Origin of the sequence: Lactobacillus sp. wkB10, from assembly GCF_000760615.1 — a bacterium.
In the GTDB taxonomy this organism is placed as follows: domain Bacteria; phylum Bacillota; class Bacilli; order Lactobacillales; family Lactobacillaceae; genus Lactobacillus; species Lactobacillus huangpiensis.
The window spans coordinates 254,889-273,133 of record NZ_JRJB01000001.1; the positions used below are offsets into that span (position 1 = coordinate 254,889).

Below are 18,245 nucleotides of genomic sequence, written 5' to 3' on the forward strand. Positions count from 1 at the left end.
TTTTAATAGTTAAGTACATAGTCTGTCGTAAATTTGAAAAGAATTGACAATGAAAAATTTAACACAAAAAAACAAACTACTTTTAGGCTATGCCATTTCAGGACTGGGTGATCAATTTTACACTTTTGCAATTCCACTGCTGATGCTGTCTAGAACTCATTCATCAGTCATAATGGGACTTTTAACCGCAGTTGAATATCTGCCGACAGCATTGTTTGGACTAACAATTGGACCCATTTTTGATATATATTCTCGTAAGAAAATCATGCTCTTTTCTTTGATAATGCAAATGGTGCTAATTATAATTGCACCATTTTTGGTTATTAAAAATATTTCATTATATTGGCTTTTATTAGTAGTCTTTATACTTGGTTCGTTTGATTTAATTACTTGGACCGGATATCAAATTTTCATAGCCGAATCGGTTAAAAAAGAAGAACTATCATCCGTTTCAGGACAAATGGGATTAATTTCATCGATTCAAAAAACTTTTGGTCCAGGTATTGCAGCTGTCATTATTAATTTAATTGATTACGTAGGTGGTTTTTTGCTAGATGCCTTAAGTTTTGGCTACTTAACCTATGTCATTAAAGATTATGAACCGTTGTATAAAGAAAATAAGTCAGTGAAAGAAGAAAAGTCTTTTAATAAAAGCGCAAAAGAGGGAATCACTTTTTTATTTGTACATCATGATATTAAATGGCTGATCGCAAGTTTTTTCGTGGCAAATATTGGCTTTCAAGCAGTTGTTCCCATGCTTACTTTTTTGTTAAAACAAGAAATGAAAGTTTCTGTCAATATGGTCAGTATCTTTTACACAGTAGCAGCGATTGCAAGTATTTTAGGCAATTTTATTTATTTGCGCGTTAATAAAAGCATGAGACTCGGTACTCAAATGATTATGATTGCACTGTTAATAATGGGAGGCTTCCTAATTATGCTTGATGTCCAGTCATTTATTTGGGTCACTTTTGGTTACGCATTGGTTTCGTTTGGTAGCGTCTGGTCGCAAGCCAACTTCTTTACTGTTATTCAAGCAGAAACCCCATCTAAATTTAAAGGAACAATAACTTCTATTTCAACTTCGTTAACCAGGATTATAGGGCCAATTATGTCACTAATTAGTGGTTTTCTAATCAAAGCAGAAGTCCATTCAATATTTATTGTTGCCGCTATCTGTATGTTTTTTTCAATGCTTATAACTGTAGTTACTGGTTTAGGCAAATTGGGAAAACTAGACTAATTATAGAAAGAAGCTTAATATCTATTTTTTAGCCAGGGAACGATCTAATATATTAAAAATAGCTGGATTTTTATATATCGCAACAACATCGTATTTTAATTTAGGCAAGTTTGGTAAAAAAGTAACATATTTATCATATATTTTCGGCAGCGGCAGTTCCTCCGGATAAATTGCCATGCCATAATTTAAAACAACATTTGATAAAGCTGCATCGAAACTGTCTAAGTAAATTATCTGATCATAACTGATATTCATTTTTTCCAGAATATTTTTAATTTTTGTTTGTACGTCATTATTATCAGTAGCGGTCCATTTTTGTAAGAAAAGGGGCTGCTTTTTTATAACTTCCTTTTTGAGTCTTCCTTTTTGATCAATAGCTTTTTGATTTAATAAAATGCCAAAATTAGCAGTGCCAACTTTCCTAACATGGATATTTTTAATTTTACTAACAGCAGTGGAAAAACCAATCAATACGTCATAATCTCCTGCATCGAGTTTAGGAATGCTAGTGGCGAAGTTTTCAGTATCGAGTTGTAATTGTAAACTGGGATTGCTTTTTGCAAGAGACTGAGCCAATTGAACTGCCCAATAATTAAAGGCATGCAAATAATGAATTCTTATTGTTTGAAATGAATTGTTTAATTGGCTGATTTTTTCGCTAAACTCATAATATTTGTTTAGTATAGGCACTGCACAATGATACAAATTAATTCCGGCTAAAGTGACCTTAAAATGAGAAGTTGACCTATCAATAAGTTGAACGCCCAGGTCTTTCTCTAAATTTTTTATTGCATTGCTAATTGCTGTTTGGGAGACAAAATTTCTTTTGGCAGCAGGGGTAAATCCTTGAGTTTCAACGACGTCAATAAAGTACTTATATGTTAATAAACTATATTTCATTACACTTTGTCCTTTTACTTATAACTTTAACTAATAAGTTATTATCATTATATGTTAGCGCTTCCCAAAAAGCGAGGGTAAAATTGAATTGTAACGACAGTTACCTTTACAAAATTAGTTTTAATACTAAAAAGGAGAAAGTATAATGGCTGAAAAATATATTTTAGCGATTGATGAAGGTACTACTAGTACAAGGGCAATTATTTTGGACCATTCTGGTAAAAAAGTAATTGACTCACGGAAAGAGTTTAACCAATATTTTCCTAAGCCTGGCTGGGTAGAACATGATGCCAATGAAATTTGGAATTCAGTTTTATCTACAATTGCCAATTCATTTATTAACTCAGGGATTAAACCCAACCAAATTGCAGCTATTGGTATCACAAATCAGCGTGAAACGACTGTTATTTGGGATAAGAAAACTGGCTTGCCAATTTACCATGCGATTGTATGGCAGTCTCGTCAGACATCAGATATTGCAGATAAAATTATTGCTGATGGCTATTCAGATATGATTCATGAAAAAACTGGCTTAATTCCTGATGCCTACTTTTCAGCAACCAAAATTCGCTGGATTCTTGATCATGTTCCTGGTGCGCAGGAACGCGCAGAAAACGGTGAATTATTATTTGGTACTATTGATTCATGGTTAGTTTGGAAGTTAACTGGCGGCAAGGTTCATGTGACAGATTATACAAATGCAAGTCGAACAATGCTGTTTAATATTACCAAACTTGACTGGGATGATGAGATTCTTAAGTTATTAAACATTCCAAGAAAAATGTTGCCTGAGATTCGTTCTAACTCCGAAATTTATGGCACTACAGCTGAATATCACTTTTATGGCAGTCAAGTACCAATTGCCGGCATGGCAGGTGACCAGCAATCAGCCTTGTTTGGGCAGTTGGCATTTGAGCCGGGAATGGTTAAAAATACATACGGAACTGGTGCGTTCACCGTTATGAATACGGGTGAAAAGCCTAAGTTTTCAGCTAATAATTTGTTAACTACTGTGGCATATGGCATAAACGGCAAAGTAAATTATGCTTTGGAAGGTAGTATTTACGTTGCTGGTTCAGCTATTCAGTGGCTGCGTGATCAACTGGGAATTATTGACGATGCTCCTCAGTCAGAAGAAGCTGCCAAGCGCTCAAAAGATAACAATGAAGTTTTCGTTGTTCCTGCATTTACCGGTTTAGGTGCTCCGTACTGGGATTCTAATGTCCGTGGAGCTGTTTTCGGTCTGACTCGTGGAACAACCAGTGATGACTTTACAAAAGCTACTTTACAGTCTCTAGCTTATGAAAGTCGGGACGTTATTGATACGATGCACGAAGATACCAAAATTCAAATTCCAAAATTAAAGGTTGATGGTGGTGCTGCTAATAATGACTATTTAATGCAGTTCCAAGCTGATATCTTGGGGATCGAAATTGAGCGTGCTGCCAACCTCGAGACAACGGCGTTAGGTGCAGCTTTTCTAGCTGGTTTAGCTATTGGCTTTTGGAAGGACTTTGATGAAATCAAGAAAATTCAAAAAGTAGGTAAAACCTTTAAACCGCAAATGAGCAGTGCAGAAAGAGATCACCTTTATGAAGGCTGGAAATCAGCTGTTAAAGCTGCTCAGAGCTTTTCATATAAGCCATATCAAAAAAATAATTAGAAATTTTTATTAAAAAGAAAGAGGCTAAATCATGGCGTTTTCAATTGAAACCAGAAAAGAAGAAATTGAACGTTTAAAAAATGAAAAATTAGATTTGCTGGTTATCGGAGGCGGCATTACCGGAGCAGGCGTTGCTCTTCAGGCTAGTGCAGCTAAAATGAAGACAGGCTTGATTGATATGCAAGACTTTGGTGGAGGTACGTCATCTCGGTCTACCAGACTTGTACACGGTGGTATCCGCTATCTGAAGACCTTTGATGTCCAAGTCGTTTCTGATACAGTCAAGGAACGTGCAGTTATCCAGCATATTGCTCCGCATATGACCCAACCTGATCCAATGATTTTGCCAATTTATGACGAACCAGGGACAACGTTTACTATGTTCTCGGTAAAAGTGGCAATGGATCTTTATGATCATTTAGCAGGTATTGAAGGAGACTCTCCTTTAATTAAATATGCCAACTACATGATGGATAAGGAAGAAACATTGAAACGAGAGCCACAATTAAATAGTGAGAACTTGCAGGGTGCAGGTGTTTACTTAGATTATCAAAATAACGACTCCCGTTTGGTAGTAGAAAATGTTAAAAAAGCGCATGAATTAGGATGTCTAGCTGTTAGTCGCTTGAAATGTGTAGCAATTTTACATAATGATCAAAAACAAGTTAATGGTGTTCGCGTTCATGACAATTTAACTGGTGAAGAATTTGAAATTCATGCTGATGTTGTTATTAACACTTCTGGACCTTGGTCTGATTTGGTAAGACAAGAAGATAAAGAAGTTTACAAAAAACCGCGTTTGCGTCCTACAAAAGGTGTCCATCTGGTAGTTGACCAATCCCGCTTGACTGTGCCACAGCCAACATATTTTGGTTCAGGTACCGCTGATGGCCGAATGATTTTCACTATTCCTCGGGAAGGTAAAACCTATTTTGGTACAACGGATACTGACTTTACCGGTGATTATGCTCATCCTACCGTTGAAAAAGGCGATGTAGACTACTTGTTAAATATCATTAATAAAAAGTATCCTGCAGCTCGTTTAACAATTAACGATATTGAAGCCAGCTGGGCCGGTGTACGTCCTCTAATCGAAGTAGAAGTGGAAGGTAATGAAGCTGCAGATGCAGCAACTGGTGCCAGCGTTTCTGACAGCACTTCAGCACCATCTGCAGTATCACGTGGTAGTTCGTTAACTGAAGCAGAAGATGGATTGATCACTTTAGCCGGCGGTAAGCTGACAGATTACCGCATCATGGCCAATGGTGCAATGAAGAAAATCCAGCAAAAATTTCATGATGAGTTTTCTAAAAACTTTACTTTGCAAGATTCAGCTGAAATTAAAGTTGCTGGTGGCGATTTCGATTCTGACAATGCAGAAGCAGAACTTGCTCGCATTGCTAAAGATGGTGTGGCTGCCGGCCTTGCAGCTGATGATGCAAAAGAGATTGCAAACTTATTTGGCTCTCAGGCGGAGCAAATTTACGACTATGCCCAAACAATTAAACCAGAAGAAGGATTGAGTATTGGTGAAACTGCAGCTCTTGATTACTCTCTTGCAGAGGAAATGACATTAACACCAGTTGACTACCTATTAAGACGTACTTATCATATTTTATTCAAGAGCGATACATTAGACCAGGTAAAGAATGGCGTGATTAAACACATGTCTGATTATTATGGCTGGGATAAAGCCCAAAGAGAACAATATGAAAACGAGTTGGAACACGAGATTGCGGAATCAAGACTGGAGGGATTAAAAAGCAAAAGACAGTAGAAGAAAACAATAAAAATAGTAGTAAATTATTCCCCATTTAAAAACCTGTCAAAACAATATGACAGGTTTTTTCTTTGGTATTTTTGAAACGCTATATTAAAATAAACGAAATTATTTATTATAAATATTTTATTATGGAATCAGCTTTTAAAATAATAACATTTGTTTTCATATTTGAAAAAATAGTTTTAAATTTATAGTTTAAAAGATTAAACTAATAGTGAGGTGATCATAATGGAGCCATTTTTTCTTACCCCATATTTTAGACCCAAAATTTGGGGTGGACGAAAATTAAAAACTATTTTTAATTACGATATACCTGACGGTAAAGTTGGTGAAGCTTGGGTTATTTCCGGATATAAGAATGACGCTTCAACTATTACAAACGGTGACTTTAAAGGACAGAGTTTACGTACAGTGTATTATGAAAATCCAGAACTATTTGGTAACCCCAAGAGTCAAGAATTTCCACTTCTTGTTAAGTTTTTGGATGCCAATGATAATTTATCTGTGCAAGTTCATCCAAATGATGAATATGCTCGCAAAGTAGAAAATGACAGTGGAAAAACAGAAAGCTGGTATGTTTTACAAGCAGATCCAGGATCATATCTAATATATGGTCATACTGCTAAAACACGTTCAGAGCTTGCTGAAATGATTCACAAGGGCGAGTGGGACAAATTATTGCGCAAGGTTCCTGTTAAAGCTGGTGACTTTTTCTATGTTCCTTCAGGAACGATTCACGCACTGACTAAAGGAATCCTAGTCATTGAAACGCAGCAGTCAAGTGATGTTACTTATCGCTTATATGATTATGATCGTGTAGATCAGAAAACTGGTAAAAAAAGGCAGCTGCATACCCAGAAGTCTATTGAGGTCACTCAAGTACCTCATGTTGACCCAAAACTTAAAATAACAACTAGTAAAAAACAAGATGCCACGATTAAGACATTGGTTGAGCCACCATTGTCTCCCCATTTTTATCTATGGCAAATAGATCTAAATGGTCAATGGAATACTGGTTTAAATAAACATCCATTTTTATTAGTAACCATTATCAATGGTTCAGGTACAATTGAGTGCGAAAACAAGACTTTCAATTTATCTATTGGCACAAATATGATAATTCCAAATAATATTAAGGAATTTAAATTTTCAGGTAATATGAAAATGGTTATTTCTGCTCCTGGTAATCAGGATTAATTCTTAAGGTGGAAAGGAAAAAAGAATGATTTATATAGCATGCGGTTCGATTATGATAGTGGTTGGACTGTTATGGCTGATATCGCCTCCTAAAAGACCACGTCCATTTTATAGTTATTATTCGTACTTGGCCCAAGTTAATAAAGCTAGTTTCAAATTTGCTCAGCATATGGCAAGTTACTATTTTATTATATTTGGTTTAATCCAATTAGTATTAGGGATTGGAATCCATTTGCTTAAATGGGATCGATATTTTTTACTTTGGCTGCTGACATTTTATCTTTTCATTATCTTTCCAATCATGGCTACGGAAAAAAGTTTAAAAAGCTTTTTGCAAAAACGCCATGAATTGCCAGCAGATTACGTAGACCCTGACAAAGTAAAAAAGGAGAGAACAAAAGGATTTAGGGACCGAAAATGAAATTGAAAATTTTAATGGTCGAGGATGATCAGTCGGTTGCAGAAATGATGGAAATGTTCTTTGAAAAAGAAGGATGGACCACTGAAATTGCGACTGATGGAGAACAAGCCGTTAAAATGTTTGCAAAAAATCCAGATCAATATGATTTAATAACATTAGATCTTAACTTGCCGAAAAAAGATGGCATAGAAGTTGCTAAAGAAGTTTGTGCAATTTCACCATCCATACCAATTATCATGCTGACTGCTCGTAGTAGTGAAGAAGAACAGATTCAAGGATTTAATGCTGGTGCTGACGACTATGTATCCAAACCGTTTAGTCCCCTGGCTTTAATAGCTCGCATCAAGGCTTTACAAAGAAGAATTAGAATTGAGGATAAACAAGAACAAACAAAATCAGCAGAGAATACTGAAAAATTTGATGTCGAAACGGATCACATAAAAATTTCTAAAAGTCGGCGTGAAGTGCTTTATGATGGTCAATATGTTGAAAATATTACACCTAAAGAGTTTGATTTGCTTTATACTATGGCACAGAAGCCTAAACAAGTATTTTCTCGTGAACAATTATTAGAGTCCGTCTGGGGCTATGATTATTATGGTGAAGATCGCACCGTGGATGCACATATAAAAAAACTACGCCAAAAATTGGAAAAAGTAGGTGCAAATGTCATCCAAACCGTTTGGGGCGTTGGCTATAAATTTGATGATTCGTAGGTTTTAACATGAAGTTAATTTATCAGCATATGCTTAGCTTTTTACTTATCATTCTTACTACGGTATCAATAATCGGTTTTTCTGAAATAAATAATGCAACTAAACAATCATATGAATATAATTATCGCAGAATGGAAGACTTTGCCTCAGCTTTAGGTACTTTAGCTGAAAGTGATAAAAAAGATGGCTCGGCTATGTTGAACCCCAAATTTTTGCATAAACTGGAATTTGTTCTCCATAGTGACAGGGTGTATCTCAGTGTTTTTGATGATCAAGGTGCTCAGATTTATCCTAAGAAAAATGAAGACATCCGACTAACTTCACAGCGAGTTACGCAACTAAAGAAGGGAAAGAAACTTCATATCAAAAATAATAATGAGGCACTTTCCAGCTTAGGACATAAAAAAGATGCTTGTACCGGTGTTCTCTTACCATGGAAAAACAAAGGTAAATTCATTGGAGCGATTTGGCTAGGCGTGCGAGTTGCCAAAGTTGAAAGGCCAGTGACCATAGCCAAGCAAAATTTGTTTAATGCTCTTATTTCGGCAATAATCGTTGGGCTGGTACTTAGTTTCATTCTTTCCTTCTATGCAACGGACAGAATAAAAAAACTGTCACTTGCTACAAAGAAAGTTGCAGCTGGTGATTTTGATGTACAAACAAATTACAGTGGACATGACGAAATAACCCAGCTGGCTGACAACTTCAATCAAATGGTTCGCGTTTTAAAGAAATCAAACCAAGAAGTTAAGGAGCAGGAAAAAAGACGTGATCAATTTATGGCTGATGCAGCACATGAAATGCGTACGCCACTGACTACCATTAATGGTATTTTAGAGGGCTTGCAATATGATGCTATTCCTGATAAAGCAAAGCCTAAATCTATTGACCTGATGAATAGGGAAACTAAGCGACTGATTCGATTAGTTAACGAAAATTTGGATTATGAGAAAATTCGTAATAATCAAATAAACTTAGTTAAGACCACCTTTAATGCTAGAAAAACGCTCGATGATGTGACAATGCAGCTTAAACAAAATGCTGCTAAGGCTAATGACACAATAATTGTCAATGCACCAAGAGATCTGCCAATTTATGCTGATAAAGATCGCTTTACTCAAATAATGGTCAATTTGGTTCAGAACGCAATTCAGTTCACTTCTGATGGCAAAATTCAAATAAGCGGCTATCGGGTTGCACATGCAACAACAATTATTGTTGAAGATAATGGTATTGGAATGAACCAGCAACAAATTAAATATGTTTTTGAAAGATATTTTAAAGCCGATCCGTCCCGTAGCCGTTCAGGTAAAGGAGAATATGGACTAGGATTGTCAATAGTTTCCTCTTTGGTCAAACAGCACGGTGGCAAAATAACTGTGCAGTCAGAAATGAATCATGGGGCAGAATTTACTATTATTTTATTTGACAGTGGATATGAACAATATCTCGAGAACTAAAAAAAATCATTTCCAAATTTGGAAATGATTTTTTGGTTTTCAGAGTTTATTCGTTATCTTTAGTTGTCTCATGCCAAATCTTTGCAGTTGCTGGAATGCTTCCCAGATTTGTGAGGTCGTCTTTATTAACTACAATTAAGTTATCAGGTCCCTTGGCTAAATTATTGAAACTGTCCAGACTCTGATTTTTAAAGTAGCCGTCACTAGCCTTAGCCAGACTCGCTTGCAATTGATCTATCCGATATGCTTCAGCATCTGCTCCTGTTTTAACAGCTTCTGCCTTAGCCTTAGCTGTTGCAATTAAAGCATCATTTTTGGCCTTTGTAGTCAATTCAATATTTTTAGCTTCACCTTCGGCCTTTTCAATAGCAGCTATTTTCTCACGGTCAGCAGTTAACTGTTTGTCCATGGCTTTTTGAATTTCGGTGCTAGGCAAAAGTTCGTCAATGTTGACTCTTACTACACGAATGCCATAAACGTCCGTTAAATCACCAATAGCCTCCGAAAGCTGACTATTTATACTACTTGTTGAGCCTAAGGCATCGTTTAGATCCATCCGCCCAATAATGTCCCTTAAATGGCCACGGATAAGTTCAACCATTGATTTAACTGAATCTGTATTATTGTAAAAATACTTATATGAATCAGTTACTAAGTAATTTAAGGTTAAGCTGGTAGTAATTTCTGCATTGTCTTTAGTAATAATTGAATATTTCGAAATTTCTGCCGGAAACATTGCCAGGGAAACTTTGCGCAATCTCTGTATTACCGGAATGATTAGTACTAAACCAGCTTTTACGGTTCTGGAATATTTGCCTAATGTTTCTATTAAACCTTCATTGTTTTGCGGGACAACACGGCACATAGAGCATAATAAAAGCAAAATCAGCACGACAATTATGATAAATTTCATTTTAACCTCCAAATTAAAAAATTATGATTATTTCTTAATTATATGACTTTTTACGATTTTTTCTAGGTTTATTCTGCTTTTCAGTTAAATGATTGCCCGAAACAGATTCTGGAATTGTTGTGATTTCATCTTCACGACCCTCAAGCTCAGTAGCGTCCGTTTTGTATAATCTGGTAGTAGATTTGCGTTGTTTGCTTATAAGAGCTGTGGATTTATTTTTCAATTTCTGCCGGAGCTCTTCCATCTGTCTGTAATTGGTTAAATAGTCGAACTGTGTAGGGTCAACAGGTTTAAAGCCGCTGGGAGTATAGAAACGCAACAAATTATGATTATTTAGTAAGTCAGAGTATTTCAGTGACATCTTGCCTTCTTTTGCCAATTTTGTAATTTCATATTTTTCTTGTTCAGTAAAATTAATGATCTGCTTGCCGCTTTTACGTTCGTAAACAATGCCCTTTAACCCCTTACCTCCAATAATAACGTATTTCTGACTAACAATAGTTCCGTTCCTAAAAGTAAGCCACGGGCGATATTTTGGAGCTAGCAGATCACTGCCAAACTGTATATAATTGCGATTTGAAATTCCCAGAAGATGGAGCAAAGTCGGCAATACATCTATTTCACCTGCAACTTCCTGTTTGATTTTTCCTTTTAGGTTCGTAGCATGTATCATAAAAGGTACACGTTGCATTTGAACATTATTATAGGTATTCCAAGTGTCAGAACTTTCACCTACGATTGGTGCCAAAGTTTCATTTTCAGAATTAGTTAGTCCATAATGATCTCCATAAATTACAACCATAGTATTTTTAATCAAACCTGATTTCTTCAGGTAATTGAAAAATTCACGGATAGATTGATCCAAATAATGAGCTGTTTCAAAGTAGTTATTAATTGAATTGTCTGAAGTATCACTGGTTTTAAAGCTCGGATCGAGATCCTCTTCGTCCATGTCAAAGGGAGTATGATTTGTAACGGTAATAAATTTAGTATAAAAAGGCTGCTGCATCCTTTCTAAATATTTGATGCTTTCAGCAAACATAATTTTATCTTTGATGCCATAGCCAATATGGTCATTTTTATCATGACTAAAGTAATTTTGGTCAAAGAAATAGTTATAACCCATATTTTTATAAACATCATCACGGTTCCAAAAAGTGCCAACATTTCCATGAAATACAGCAGAAGTATAGTTGCCATGTTGACGCAAAATTTGAGGAGCAGCCTGAAAAGTATTTGAGCTGCCCATGGCAGTGAATAATGATCCGTCAGAAATACCATAGGTACTGGTTTCCAGCATGTTTTCGGCGTCACTGGTTCGGCCAATTCCAACTTGGTGGTAAAAATTGGCAAAACTTAATGTATGTTTGTTGTGATAAAGTGAATTGAGATAGGGAGTAACTTCCTTACCATTAATTTTTAAATCAATTAAAAACTGTTGGAAGCTTTCCAAATGAATTACTATTACATTTTTGCCTTTTTCTTTACCAAAATATTCTGTATTTACTGGTAATTTATTTTTTTTGGTATAAGCTAAAATTTTATTTAAATCAGCAGTATTGGCATTTTTATTTACCTGTTCGGTTTGTTCATTTTTAACAGCATCATAAACCGTGTAGGTATCAATACCAAGATATTTAACAATGTATGAACGATCGAATGTGGTACCTAACAAGCGTGGTCTGGAAGATTCAGCCAAAAAAATATTTAGCACTAAAATTAAAGCACCAACTGAAGTAACAGCAAAAGGTGTAAGGAGGCCAAAAGATTTTTGATCAATTCTGATTTTGTGCGAAATTAGTAATATGATAATTATGATAAGGTCAAGCCACAACAACAAGTCAGAAGGTTGAAGCAGTGCAACTGCACTTTTTCCTAAGCCAGGTGCAACTTTACCAGCATTAGTAATGGTCTTCACCGTAATAAAATCAGAAAATTGACGGTAGTAAAGAACATTAGCAAATAACAGTCCCGAATTTGCTACATCAAGCAGGACCATTGCACAATATGAAACAAGAGGCTTGGAAAAATATAATCCAATGCTCATTAGTAAAATTGCACTACCGACAGGACTTAACCACATGATAATATGTTGATAAGGATCTGAAATACCCAAATTGAAATCATGGTAGGCTGCAAAAATGTACTTGAGCGCAAATAAAACAACCAGAAGGCAGAAAAAGCCTATGCGAGTCTGAATGAAGTTAGTCAGATTTTTTTTATTCAAAATGAACTCTCCCTTATCAGACTATTTTAAAAGTTTCTGTCCTTTTAGACAATCTTTTCTGTTTTGTTAGACCTTTTTTAATAATTAATTGCAGAAACTTGAGTATAATTTAAATGAACTATATTTTAGGAATTGAATCAGAATGATATTTTTAGGACCACTATATAACCTGCTTTCGCAACTTTACGCTACTAAAATAAATCATTTTGCTTTGATTAAGTTGATTGTACTGGCACTTGATAAAACCATCTTTTATTTTCTGTTTTTTATGGTAATACGCTTAATCTGGCTAATGACTATTAGGAGTCGGCGTACAATTAAATCTGAAGCGTCAGTATGGTTATTTGCTTTTTATTTAATTTTAGTGCTGATGTTAACTACTTTTCGTAACACTTATTTTCCCTGGAACCTGACCCTTAATCTGCACAGACCTTTAAACGAAATGAATTTTGTCTTTTTGAGGGAAACCTGGAAAATGTATCATGCCCCCAGCAGGCTAGACTTTGTATACAATTCTTTGGGTAACATCCTGTGCTTTATTCCATTTGGATTTTTATCACCATTTGTTTTTTCCAAAAAGCAAACCTTTTGGCGTGTTGTTCTCGCTGGTATCATTTTTTCAGTTTTTATTGAAGGGATGCAGTTTTTACTGGAAACTGGAGTTACAGATATTGATGATGTGTTCTTTAACAGTTGCGGAACGGTAATTGGATATTTCTGCTATTGGCTTGTAATGATAATCAGGAGAAGGACCCATAAAACTAACTAAAAGCACTGGTATTTGTAAAATAAGATTGCTAAAATGTTCTTGTGAAATACATATTTAATTCAGTAAGGAGAGCGTGTTTATGAGTTTAATTAAATTTGATGGTACAAAACTGACACCATTTGTTCACGATAATGAACTAGGCGAGATGCAAGCTTTAGTTAATGTTGCCGATAAAGAACTTAGAGATGGTTCAGGTGCAGGCAATGATTTTCTAGGTTGGGTCGATTTGCCGGTTAATTATGACAAAGAGGAATTTGCCAGAATCAAAAAAGCAGCCCAAAAGATTCAAGGTGACTCTGAAGTTTTAGTTTGTATCGGTATTGGTGGTTCATATTTAGGCGCTCAAGCAGCTATTGAGTTTTTAAATGGTGCATTTTATGGCAAGGGTAAAGAAAAATATCCTACTGTTGTATTCTGCGGCAACTCCTTATCAGGCTCATATTTGCATGATTTGATTGAATGGCTCGGCGACAAGGACTTTAGTGTTAATGTTATTTCTAAATCTGGTACTACTACTGAACCAGCTGTTGCTTTTCGAATTTTTAAAGATAAATTAATTGAGAAGTATGGCGCAAATGAGGCTAAGAATAGAATCTTTGCTACAACAGATCGTGCTAAAGGAGCTTTAAAAACTGAAGCAGATGCTGAAGGTTATGAAGAATTTGTTGTGCCGGATGATATTGGTGGACGCTACAGCGTACTATCAGCTGTTGGTTTGTTGCCGATTGCAGTTTCGGGAGCTGATATTGACCAATTAATGAAAGGCGCTGCTGATGCCAGAGCAGAGTATACTAATACGGATTTAAGCAACGCGACTCCTTATCAATATGCTGCTTTGCGTAATATTCTTTATCGCAAAGGCTACACCACTGAAATTGTTGAAAACTATGAACCAACTTTAAGAATGTTCAGTGAATGGTGCAAGCAATTAATGGGAGAATCAGAAGGAAAGGATAATAAGGGCATTTGGCCGGCCAGTGCCAACTTTACGACTGATTTGCACTCATTGGGTCAATATATTCAAGAAGGCAGAAGAAATCTTTTCGAAACAGTTATTAGAGTCGAAAATCCAACAAATGATGTGAAAATCCCTTCTGATGATCGTAATTTAGACCAGTTAAATTTCCTATCTGGTAAAAGTTTAAACTTTGTAAATGAACGTGCCTATGAAGGAGTTGTTCTTGCTCACACTGATGGTGGTGTTCCTGTTATGACAGTAAATATTCCTGATCAAACAGAACACACTTTAGGTTACTTAATTTACTTCTTTGAACTGGCAATTGCTGTTTCTGGCTACGTTAATGGCATTAATCCATTCAACCAACCTGGTGTTGAAGAATATAAACGGAACATGTTTGGATTGCTTAATAAACCAGGTTATGAAGAATTACACGATGATTTGACAGCTAGATTCAAGGAAGAAAAATAATTTTTAATTATTGAAACTTTTTTAAAATAAGCTTATTATAATTATATGCTTACTTTATACAAGCTATATTGATATAAATTAAATATAAAATATATATCATCCTGTACATTGTATCTATTCATGTTAACCATTATGGAAAGGGTAAAAGTTTTTGACTTTTAACCTTTTTTTATTAGGGAGATTTAATTATATGGAAGAAAAGAAAGAAACACCCAAGAGGGTTCTGGCAATTATCAGTTGTGCTTTAATGGCTTTTGTTTCCATTTTGACAGAAACAAGTTTAAATGTTACTTTTCCCACATTGATGAAACAATTTCATATTGGGTTGGGATTAGTTCAGTGGACTACAACGGGATATTTATTAATGATCTCTGTAATAATGGTTGCAAGTTCATATCTAAATGAACGCTTTTCAGCAAGACAATTGTTTTTAACTGCCGCAATTGCATTCATCGCTGGTTCAATTGTGGCTGGTTTTGCAACAAATTTCTGGGTTTTACTCGCAGGTCGCTTGATTTCTTCGGTTGGAGCAGGATTGTCAATACCGTTAATGTTTAATATGGTAGTAGAATTAATGCCGCAAGAAAAATGGGGCTTCTATATGGGTTTGACTGGTTTAGTCATTATTCTTGCACCGTCTCTAGGCCCCACGTTTGGTGGCACAGTTGTTTACTATTTTGGCTGGCCACTAATTTTTGAGATTGTAGCGGTAATTGCTGTATTTATTATGATTTTGGGTTTATTCGTAATTGAACAATACCATGAGAAAAAACATCCGACTTTTGACTGGCTAAGTTATATTGTTATTGCTAGTGCAATGGTAATTTTTAACTTAGGTTTCAATAGAATTAGTAATGGTTTTAGAGATATTGGTTTTTGGCTTAGCATGATTGTCGTGGCAATTTTGGTATACGCGTTTATAAAATTGTCACGCTCCAGCAAAAAGAAACTGATAAACTTGAATATTTTTAAAAATAAACCCTTTATTTTTGCCATGATATCTTATCTATTATTGCAGTTTATCAATATTGGTACCAGTTTCGCTGTGCCTAATTATGTGCAAATTGTTAATCATGCCAGTTCTTTAATCGGAGGTTTGGTTTTGCTTCCCGGTTGTATTATCAGTGGTATTTTAAACCCCTGGTTTGGTCATATTTATGATAAAAAGGGTGCGCCATTGCCACTACTTACGGGAACAGTATTCTGCTTAACGGCCTGTTTGCTTTTTTCTTTGTTTAGTTTGAAAATCAGTACATTCATGGTCGGTGTTTTTTATGGCATTATGATTATTGGTCGCCAGATGGCGTTTAATAATACAATGGCTGAAGCATCGAAATTACAGCCAGAAAAATTGCATACTGATGCAACTGCTGTCTTTCAAACGGGTCAACAGTATGCTGGATCAATGGGAACTACAGTAATGGCCGCTATTATTTCATCTTGGCAAAAAAGACCTGGTAATTATGCAGCACTTACGGCACAAGGCAGTCAAGAAGCATTTTTATTTTTGACATTTGTCAGTGTGATAATTTTGCTTAGTTATTTAAATTTATTCAGACTTGAGAAGAAATTGAAATAAAATCAAAAATAAATATCAAAATTGAAAATGAACTATTAAGGGAATATTTGCTAAAATATTCCCTTTTTCTATTTTTGGCGATCTTGCACTTAAAATAAAGCTTTGCTAAAATACAGGAGATATAGATATCTATATATTGTCGTAATACGGACGACAGTTTCTACTCGGAACCGTAAATTCCGAACTATGGATAAATCAGCATTTAAAACATTGATTTCTGTTTTTAAAACGGCTTTTTTACCATGGCTTTGGTAGAAAAGTCGTTTTATGTTTTGAGGTGAAAAAGTGAAAAAACCATATACATAAAACAAACTAAAAGTATGTTAAAAAAATAGTCAAGAAATATCACCAAAAAATACTTGAAAGGAAAAAACAATGACAAAAAATGTTCTATTAATTTGTGGTTCCGGAGCATCTTCTGGCTTTATGGCAGCAAATATGCGTAAAGCTGCAAAAAAAGCAGGTTTGGATTTTAAAATTCAAGCAAGAAGCGAAGCAGAGCTTTCAGATTATGCTAATGATATTGATGCACTAATGGTTGGACCTCACTTGAAAGCTGAATTTAATGCAATAAAAGAAAGAGTACCTTCACAGGTAAAAGTAATCTTAATGAAGCCAGAATATTATGCAATCCTTGATGGTAAGGGTGCAATAGATCATTTGAAAAAAGAATTAGAACAATAAAGAAAGAAGGAAAATTTAAGAATGAATGGCTTCATGACCTTTTTAAATACAAAATTTGCTCCTAAGGCACAAAAAGTTGCTAATAATCAATGGATTATCACTATCAAAAATTCTATTTTGGAAGTTTTACCATTTATCTTCGTCGGTTCACTAATTACTTTATTAAATATACCGACAAACTTTTGGAAATGGTGGCCAAATCTTTCGCCAATTAATAGTTTCACTTTTGGCTTGACCTCAATTTTTGTTGCCTTTTTAGTCCCGTTTAATTTCATGGAATTTAAAAAGATCAATAAGCAAAGAATTATAGCAGGCCTATCCTCAGTTGCACTTTTTCTGATGCTTGCTAACCCTTCATGGGATAAAACTGGTAATGTAATCTCATACCAATTTTCAGAACTCGGTGCAGGAGGGATGTTTGTTGCCTTAGTTGTTGGTGTTTTTGTTGCTTTGATTATGGAACTATTTGCTAAGTTTAGTTTCTTTAGTGATGATACTTCAATGCCAGATTTTGTGACAGCTTGGTTTGATTCAATGTTGCCTATTGCTGTTGTAATAGCAACAGGTTGGTTGCTTACCGATGTCTTGCACTTTAATCTTTATCACTTAATTGTAGCTATTTTTTCACCTATAGCGACATCTTTAGATACTTGGTGGGGTTTCACATTTTATTTATTTTTACAGTGTTTTATTTATTCAATGGGAATTTCCAGCTGGGTATTATCTGGAATTGATAAGCCAGTAATGCTGGCTGGTATAGCTGCCAATGCAAGTGCATATTCTTTGGGACATGCAGCTAAACATATATTCACTAGTGAGCTTATTTTTAGTTTTCCTTGGATTGGTGGTATTGGATGTACAATGCCGCTTGTCTTAATGATGCTATTTTGGGCAAAATCGAATCGACTTAAAGCTCTTGGAAAAGCCAGTGTTTTACCAACAATTTTTAATATTAATGAACCTGTTGTATTTGGCACAATAGTTTGGAATCCTTACTTAATGATTCCATTATGGATCAACGGCATTGTTTTGCCTTTGATTACTGCTTTTTGGTTTAAATCAGGTCTTTCTCCTATACCACACTCATTAATGCAAATGTGGTATATTCCATTTCCTTTTGTTACCTGGATTGTCAGTCCAGCATTCAGCTCTATGATTTTATTAGTAATCCTTTTTATCGTTGGTGGTTTAATTTATTATCCATTTTTCAAAGTTTATGACAGAAATTTGGTTAAACAAGAAACTGAAAGTGAGGCATAGA

15 protein-coding genes and 1 riboswitch are annotated in these 18,245 nt (G+C 35.2%); of the genes, 12 read left to right on the top strand and 3 right to left on the bottom strand.

Going from position 1 to position 18,245, the window contains the following annotated elements; all coding sequences use genetic code 11:
• The first annotated feature begins 49 nt into the window (after positions 1–49).
• Positions 50–1,243, top strand: coding sequence for an MFS transporter (locus LACWKB10_RS01240; RefSeq protein ID WP_081945314.1), 1,194 nt, complete (start codon positions 50–52; stop codon positions 1,241–1,243).
• Positions 1,244–1,264: 21 nt separating this feature from the next.
• Here LACWKB10_RS01240 and LACWKB10_RS01245 read toward each other — a convergent pair whose 3' ends face one another.
• Positions 1,265–2,143 carry a LysR family transcriptional regulator gene (locus LACWKB10_RS01245; RefSeq protein WP_034977677.1) on the bottom strand — a complete coding sequence of 293 codons (879 nt, stop codon included), beginning with the start codon at positions 2,141–2,143 and terminating at the stop codon, positions 1,265–1,267.
• Positions 2,144–2,288: 145 nt separating this feature from the next.
• Here LACWKB10_RS01245 and glpK point away from each other — a divergent pair, with 145 nt between their 5' ends.
• The 6 genes from glpK to LACWKB10_RS01275 all read left to right on the top strand — a co-directional run bounded on the left by glpK (position 2,289) and on the right by LACWKB10_RS01275 (position 9,383).
• Complete coding sequence (gene glpK, locus LACWKB10_RS01250; protein WP_034977680.1) at positions 2,289–3,806, top strand: glycerol kinase GlpK; 1,518 nt, start codon at positions 2,289–2,291, stop codon at positions 3,804–3,806.
• A gap of 31 nt (positions 3,807–3,837) precedes the next feature.
• Positions 3,838–5,583, top strand: coding sequence for an FAD-dependent oxidoreductase (locus LACWKB10_RS01255; RefSeq protein WP_034977683.1), 1,746 nt, complete (start codon positions 3,838–3,840; stop codon positions 5,581–5,583).
• Positions 5,584–5,817: 234 nt separating this feature from the next.
• Positions 5,818–6,786, top strand: coding sequence for a mannose-6-phosphate isomerase, class I (gene manA / locus LACWKB10_RS01260; protein WP_034977685.1), 969 nt, complete (start codon positions 5,818–5,820; stop codon positions 6,784–6,786).
• Positions 6,787–6,811: 25 nt separating this feature from the next.
• Entirely contained in the window at positions 6,812–7,207 is a 396-nt protein-coding gene (locus LACWKB10_RS01265; RefSeq protein ID WP_034977688.1) for an SdpI family protein, read from the top strand.
• Positions 7,204–7,923, top strand: coding sequence for a response regulator transcription factor (locus LACWKB10_RS01270; protein ID WP_034977691.1), 720 nt, complete (start codon positions 7,204–7,206; stop codon positions 7,921–7,923). The genes LACWKB10_RS01265 and LACWKB10_RS01270 overlap by 4 nt, the downstream gene beginning before the upstream one ends.
• Before the next feature lie 8 nt (positions 7,924–7,931).
• A complete protein-coding gene (locus LACWKB10_RS01275; protein ID WP_034977694.1) occupies positions 7,932–9,383 on the top strand; it encodes a HAMP domain-containing sensor histidine kinase in 1,452 nt (483 codons plus the stop codon).
• 46 nt (positions 9,384–9,429) lie between these two features.
• Here LACWKB10_RS01275 and LACWKB10_RS01280 read toward each other — a convergent pair whose 3' ends face one another.
• Both LACWKB10_RS01280 and LACWKB10_RS01285 read right to left on the bottom strand, forming a co-directional pair.
• Positions 9,430–10,296 (bottom strand): SPFH domain-containing protein, encoded by an 867-nt coding sequence (locus LACWKB10_RS01280; protein ID WP_034977697.1) that lies wholly within the window; start codon positions 10,294–10,296, stop codon positions 9,430–9,432.
• 34 nt (positions 10,297–10,330) lie between these two features.
• On the bottom strand, positions 10,331–12,523 hold the full coding sequence (locus tag LACWKB10_RS01285) for an LTA synthase family protein (protein WP_034977699.1): 2,193 nt from the start codon (positions 12,521–12,523) through the stop codon (positions 10,331–10,333).
• A 142-nt stretch (positions 12,524–12,665) separates the two neighbouring features.
• On the opposite strand from LACWKB10_RS01285, the gene LACWKB10_RS01290 reads away from it, so the two are divergent.
• The 5 genes from LACWKB10_RS01290 to LACWKB10_RS01310 all read left to right on the top strand — a co-directional run bounded on the left by LACWKB10_RS01290 (position 12,666) and on the right by LACWKB10_RS01310 (position 18,244).
• Positions 12,666–13,292: a VanZ family protein gene (locus LACWKB10_RS01290; RefSeq protein WP_034977702.1), complete on the top strand. Its 627-nt coding sequence runs from the start codon at positions 12,666–12,668 to the stop codon at positions 13,290–13,292.
• 79 nt (positions 13,293–13,371) lie between these two features.
• Positions 13,372–14,721 (top strand): glucose-6-phosphate isomerase, encoded by a 1,350-nt coding sequence (locus tag LACWKB10_RS01295; protein WP_034977704.1) that lies wholly within the window; start codon positions 13,372–13,374, stop codon positions 14,719–14,721.
• A gap of 190 nt (positions 14,722–14,911) precedes the next feature.
• Positions 14,912–16,300: an MFS transporter gene (locus LACWKB10_RS01300; protein WP_034977706.1), complete on the top strand. Its 1,389-nt coding sequence runs from the start codon at positions 14,912–14,914 to the stop codon at positions 16,298–16,300.
• Positions 16,301–16,409: 109 nt separating this feature from the next.
• Positions 16,410–16,507, top strand: a riboswitch (purine riboswitch).
• Between the two features lie 168 nt (positions 16,508–16,675).
• Positions 16,676–16,984, top strand: coding sequence for a PTS lactose transporter subunit IIB (locus LACWKB10_RS01305; protein ID WP_034977708.1), 309 nt, complete (start codon positions 16,676–16,678; stop codon positions 16,982–16,984).
• 21 nt (positions 16,985–17,005) lie between these two features.
• A complete protein-coding gene (locus LACWKB10_RS01310; RefSeq protein WP_034977710.1) occupies positions 17,006–18,244 on the top strand; it encodes a PTS sugar transporter subunit IIC in 1,239 nt (412 codons plus the stop codon).
• The last annotated feature ends 1 nt before the right edge of the window (position 18,245 follow it).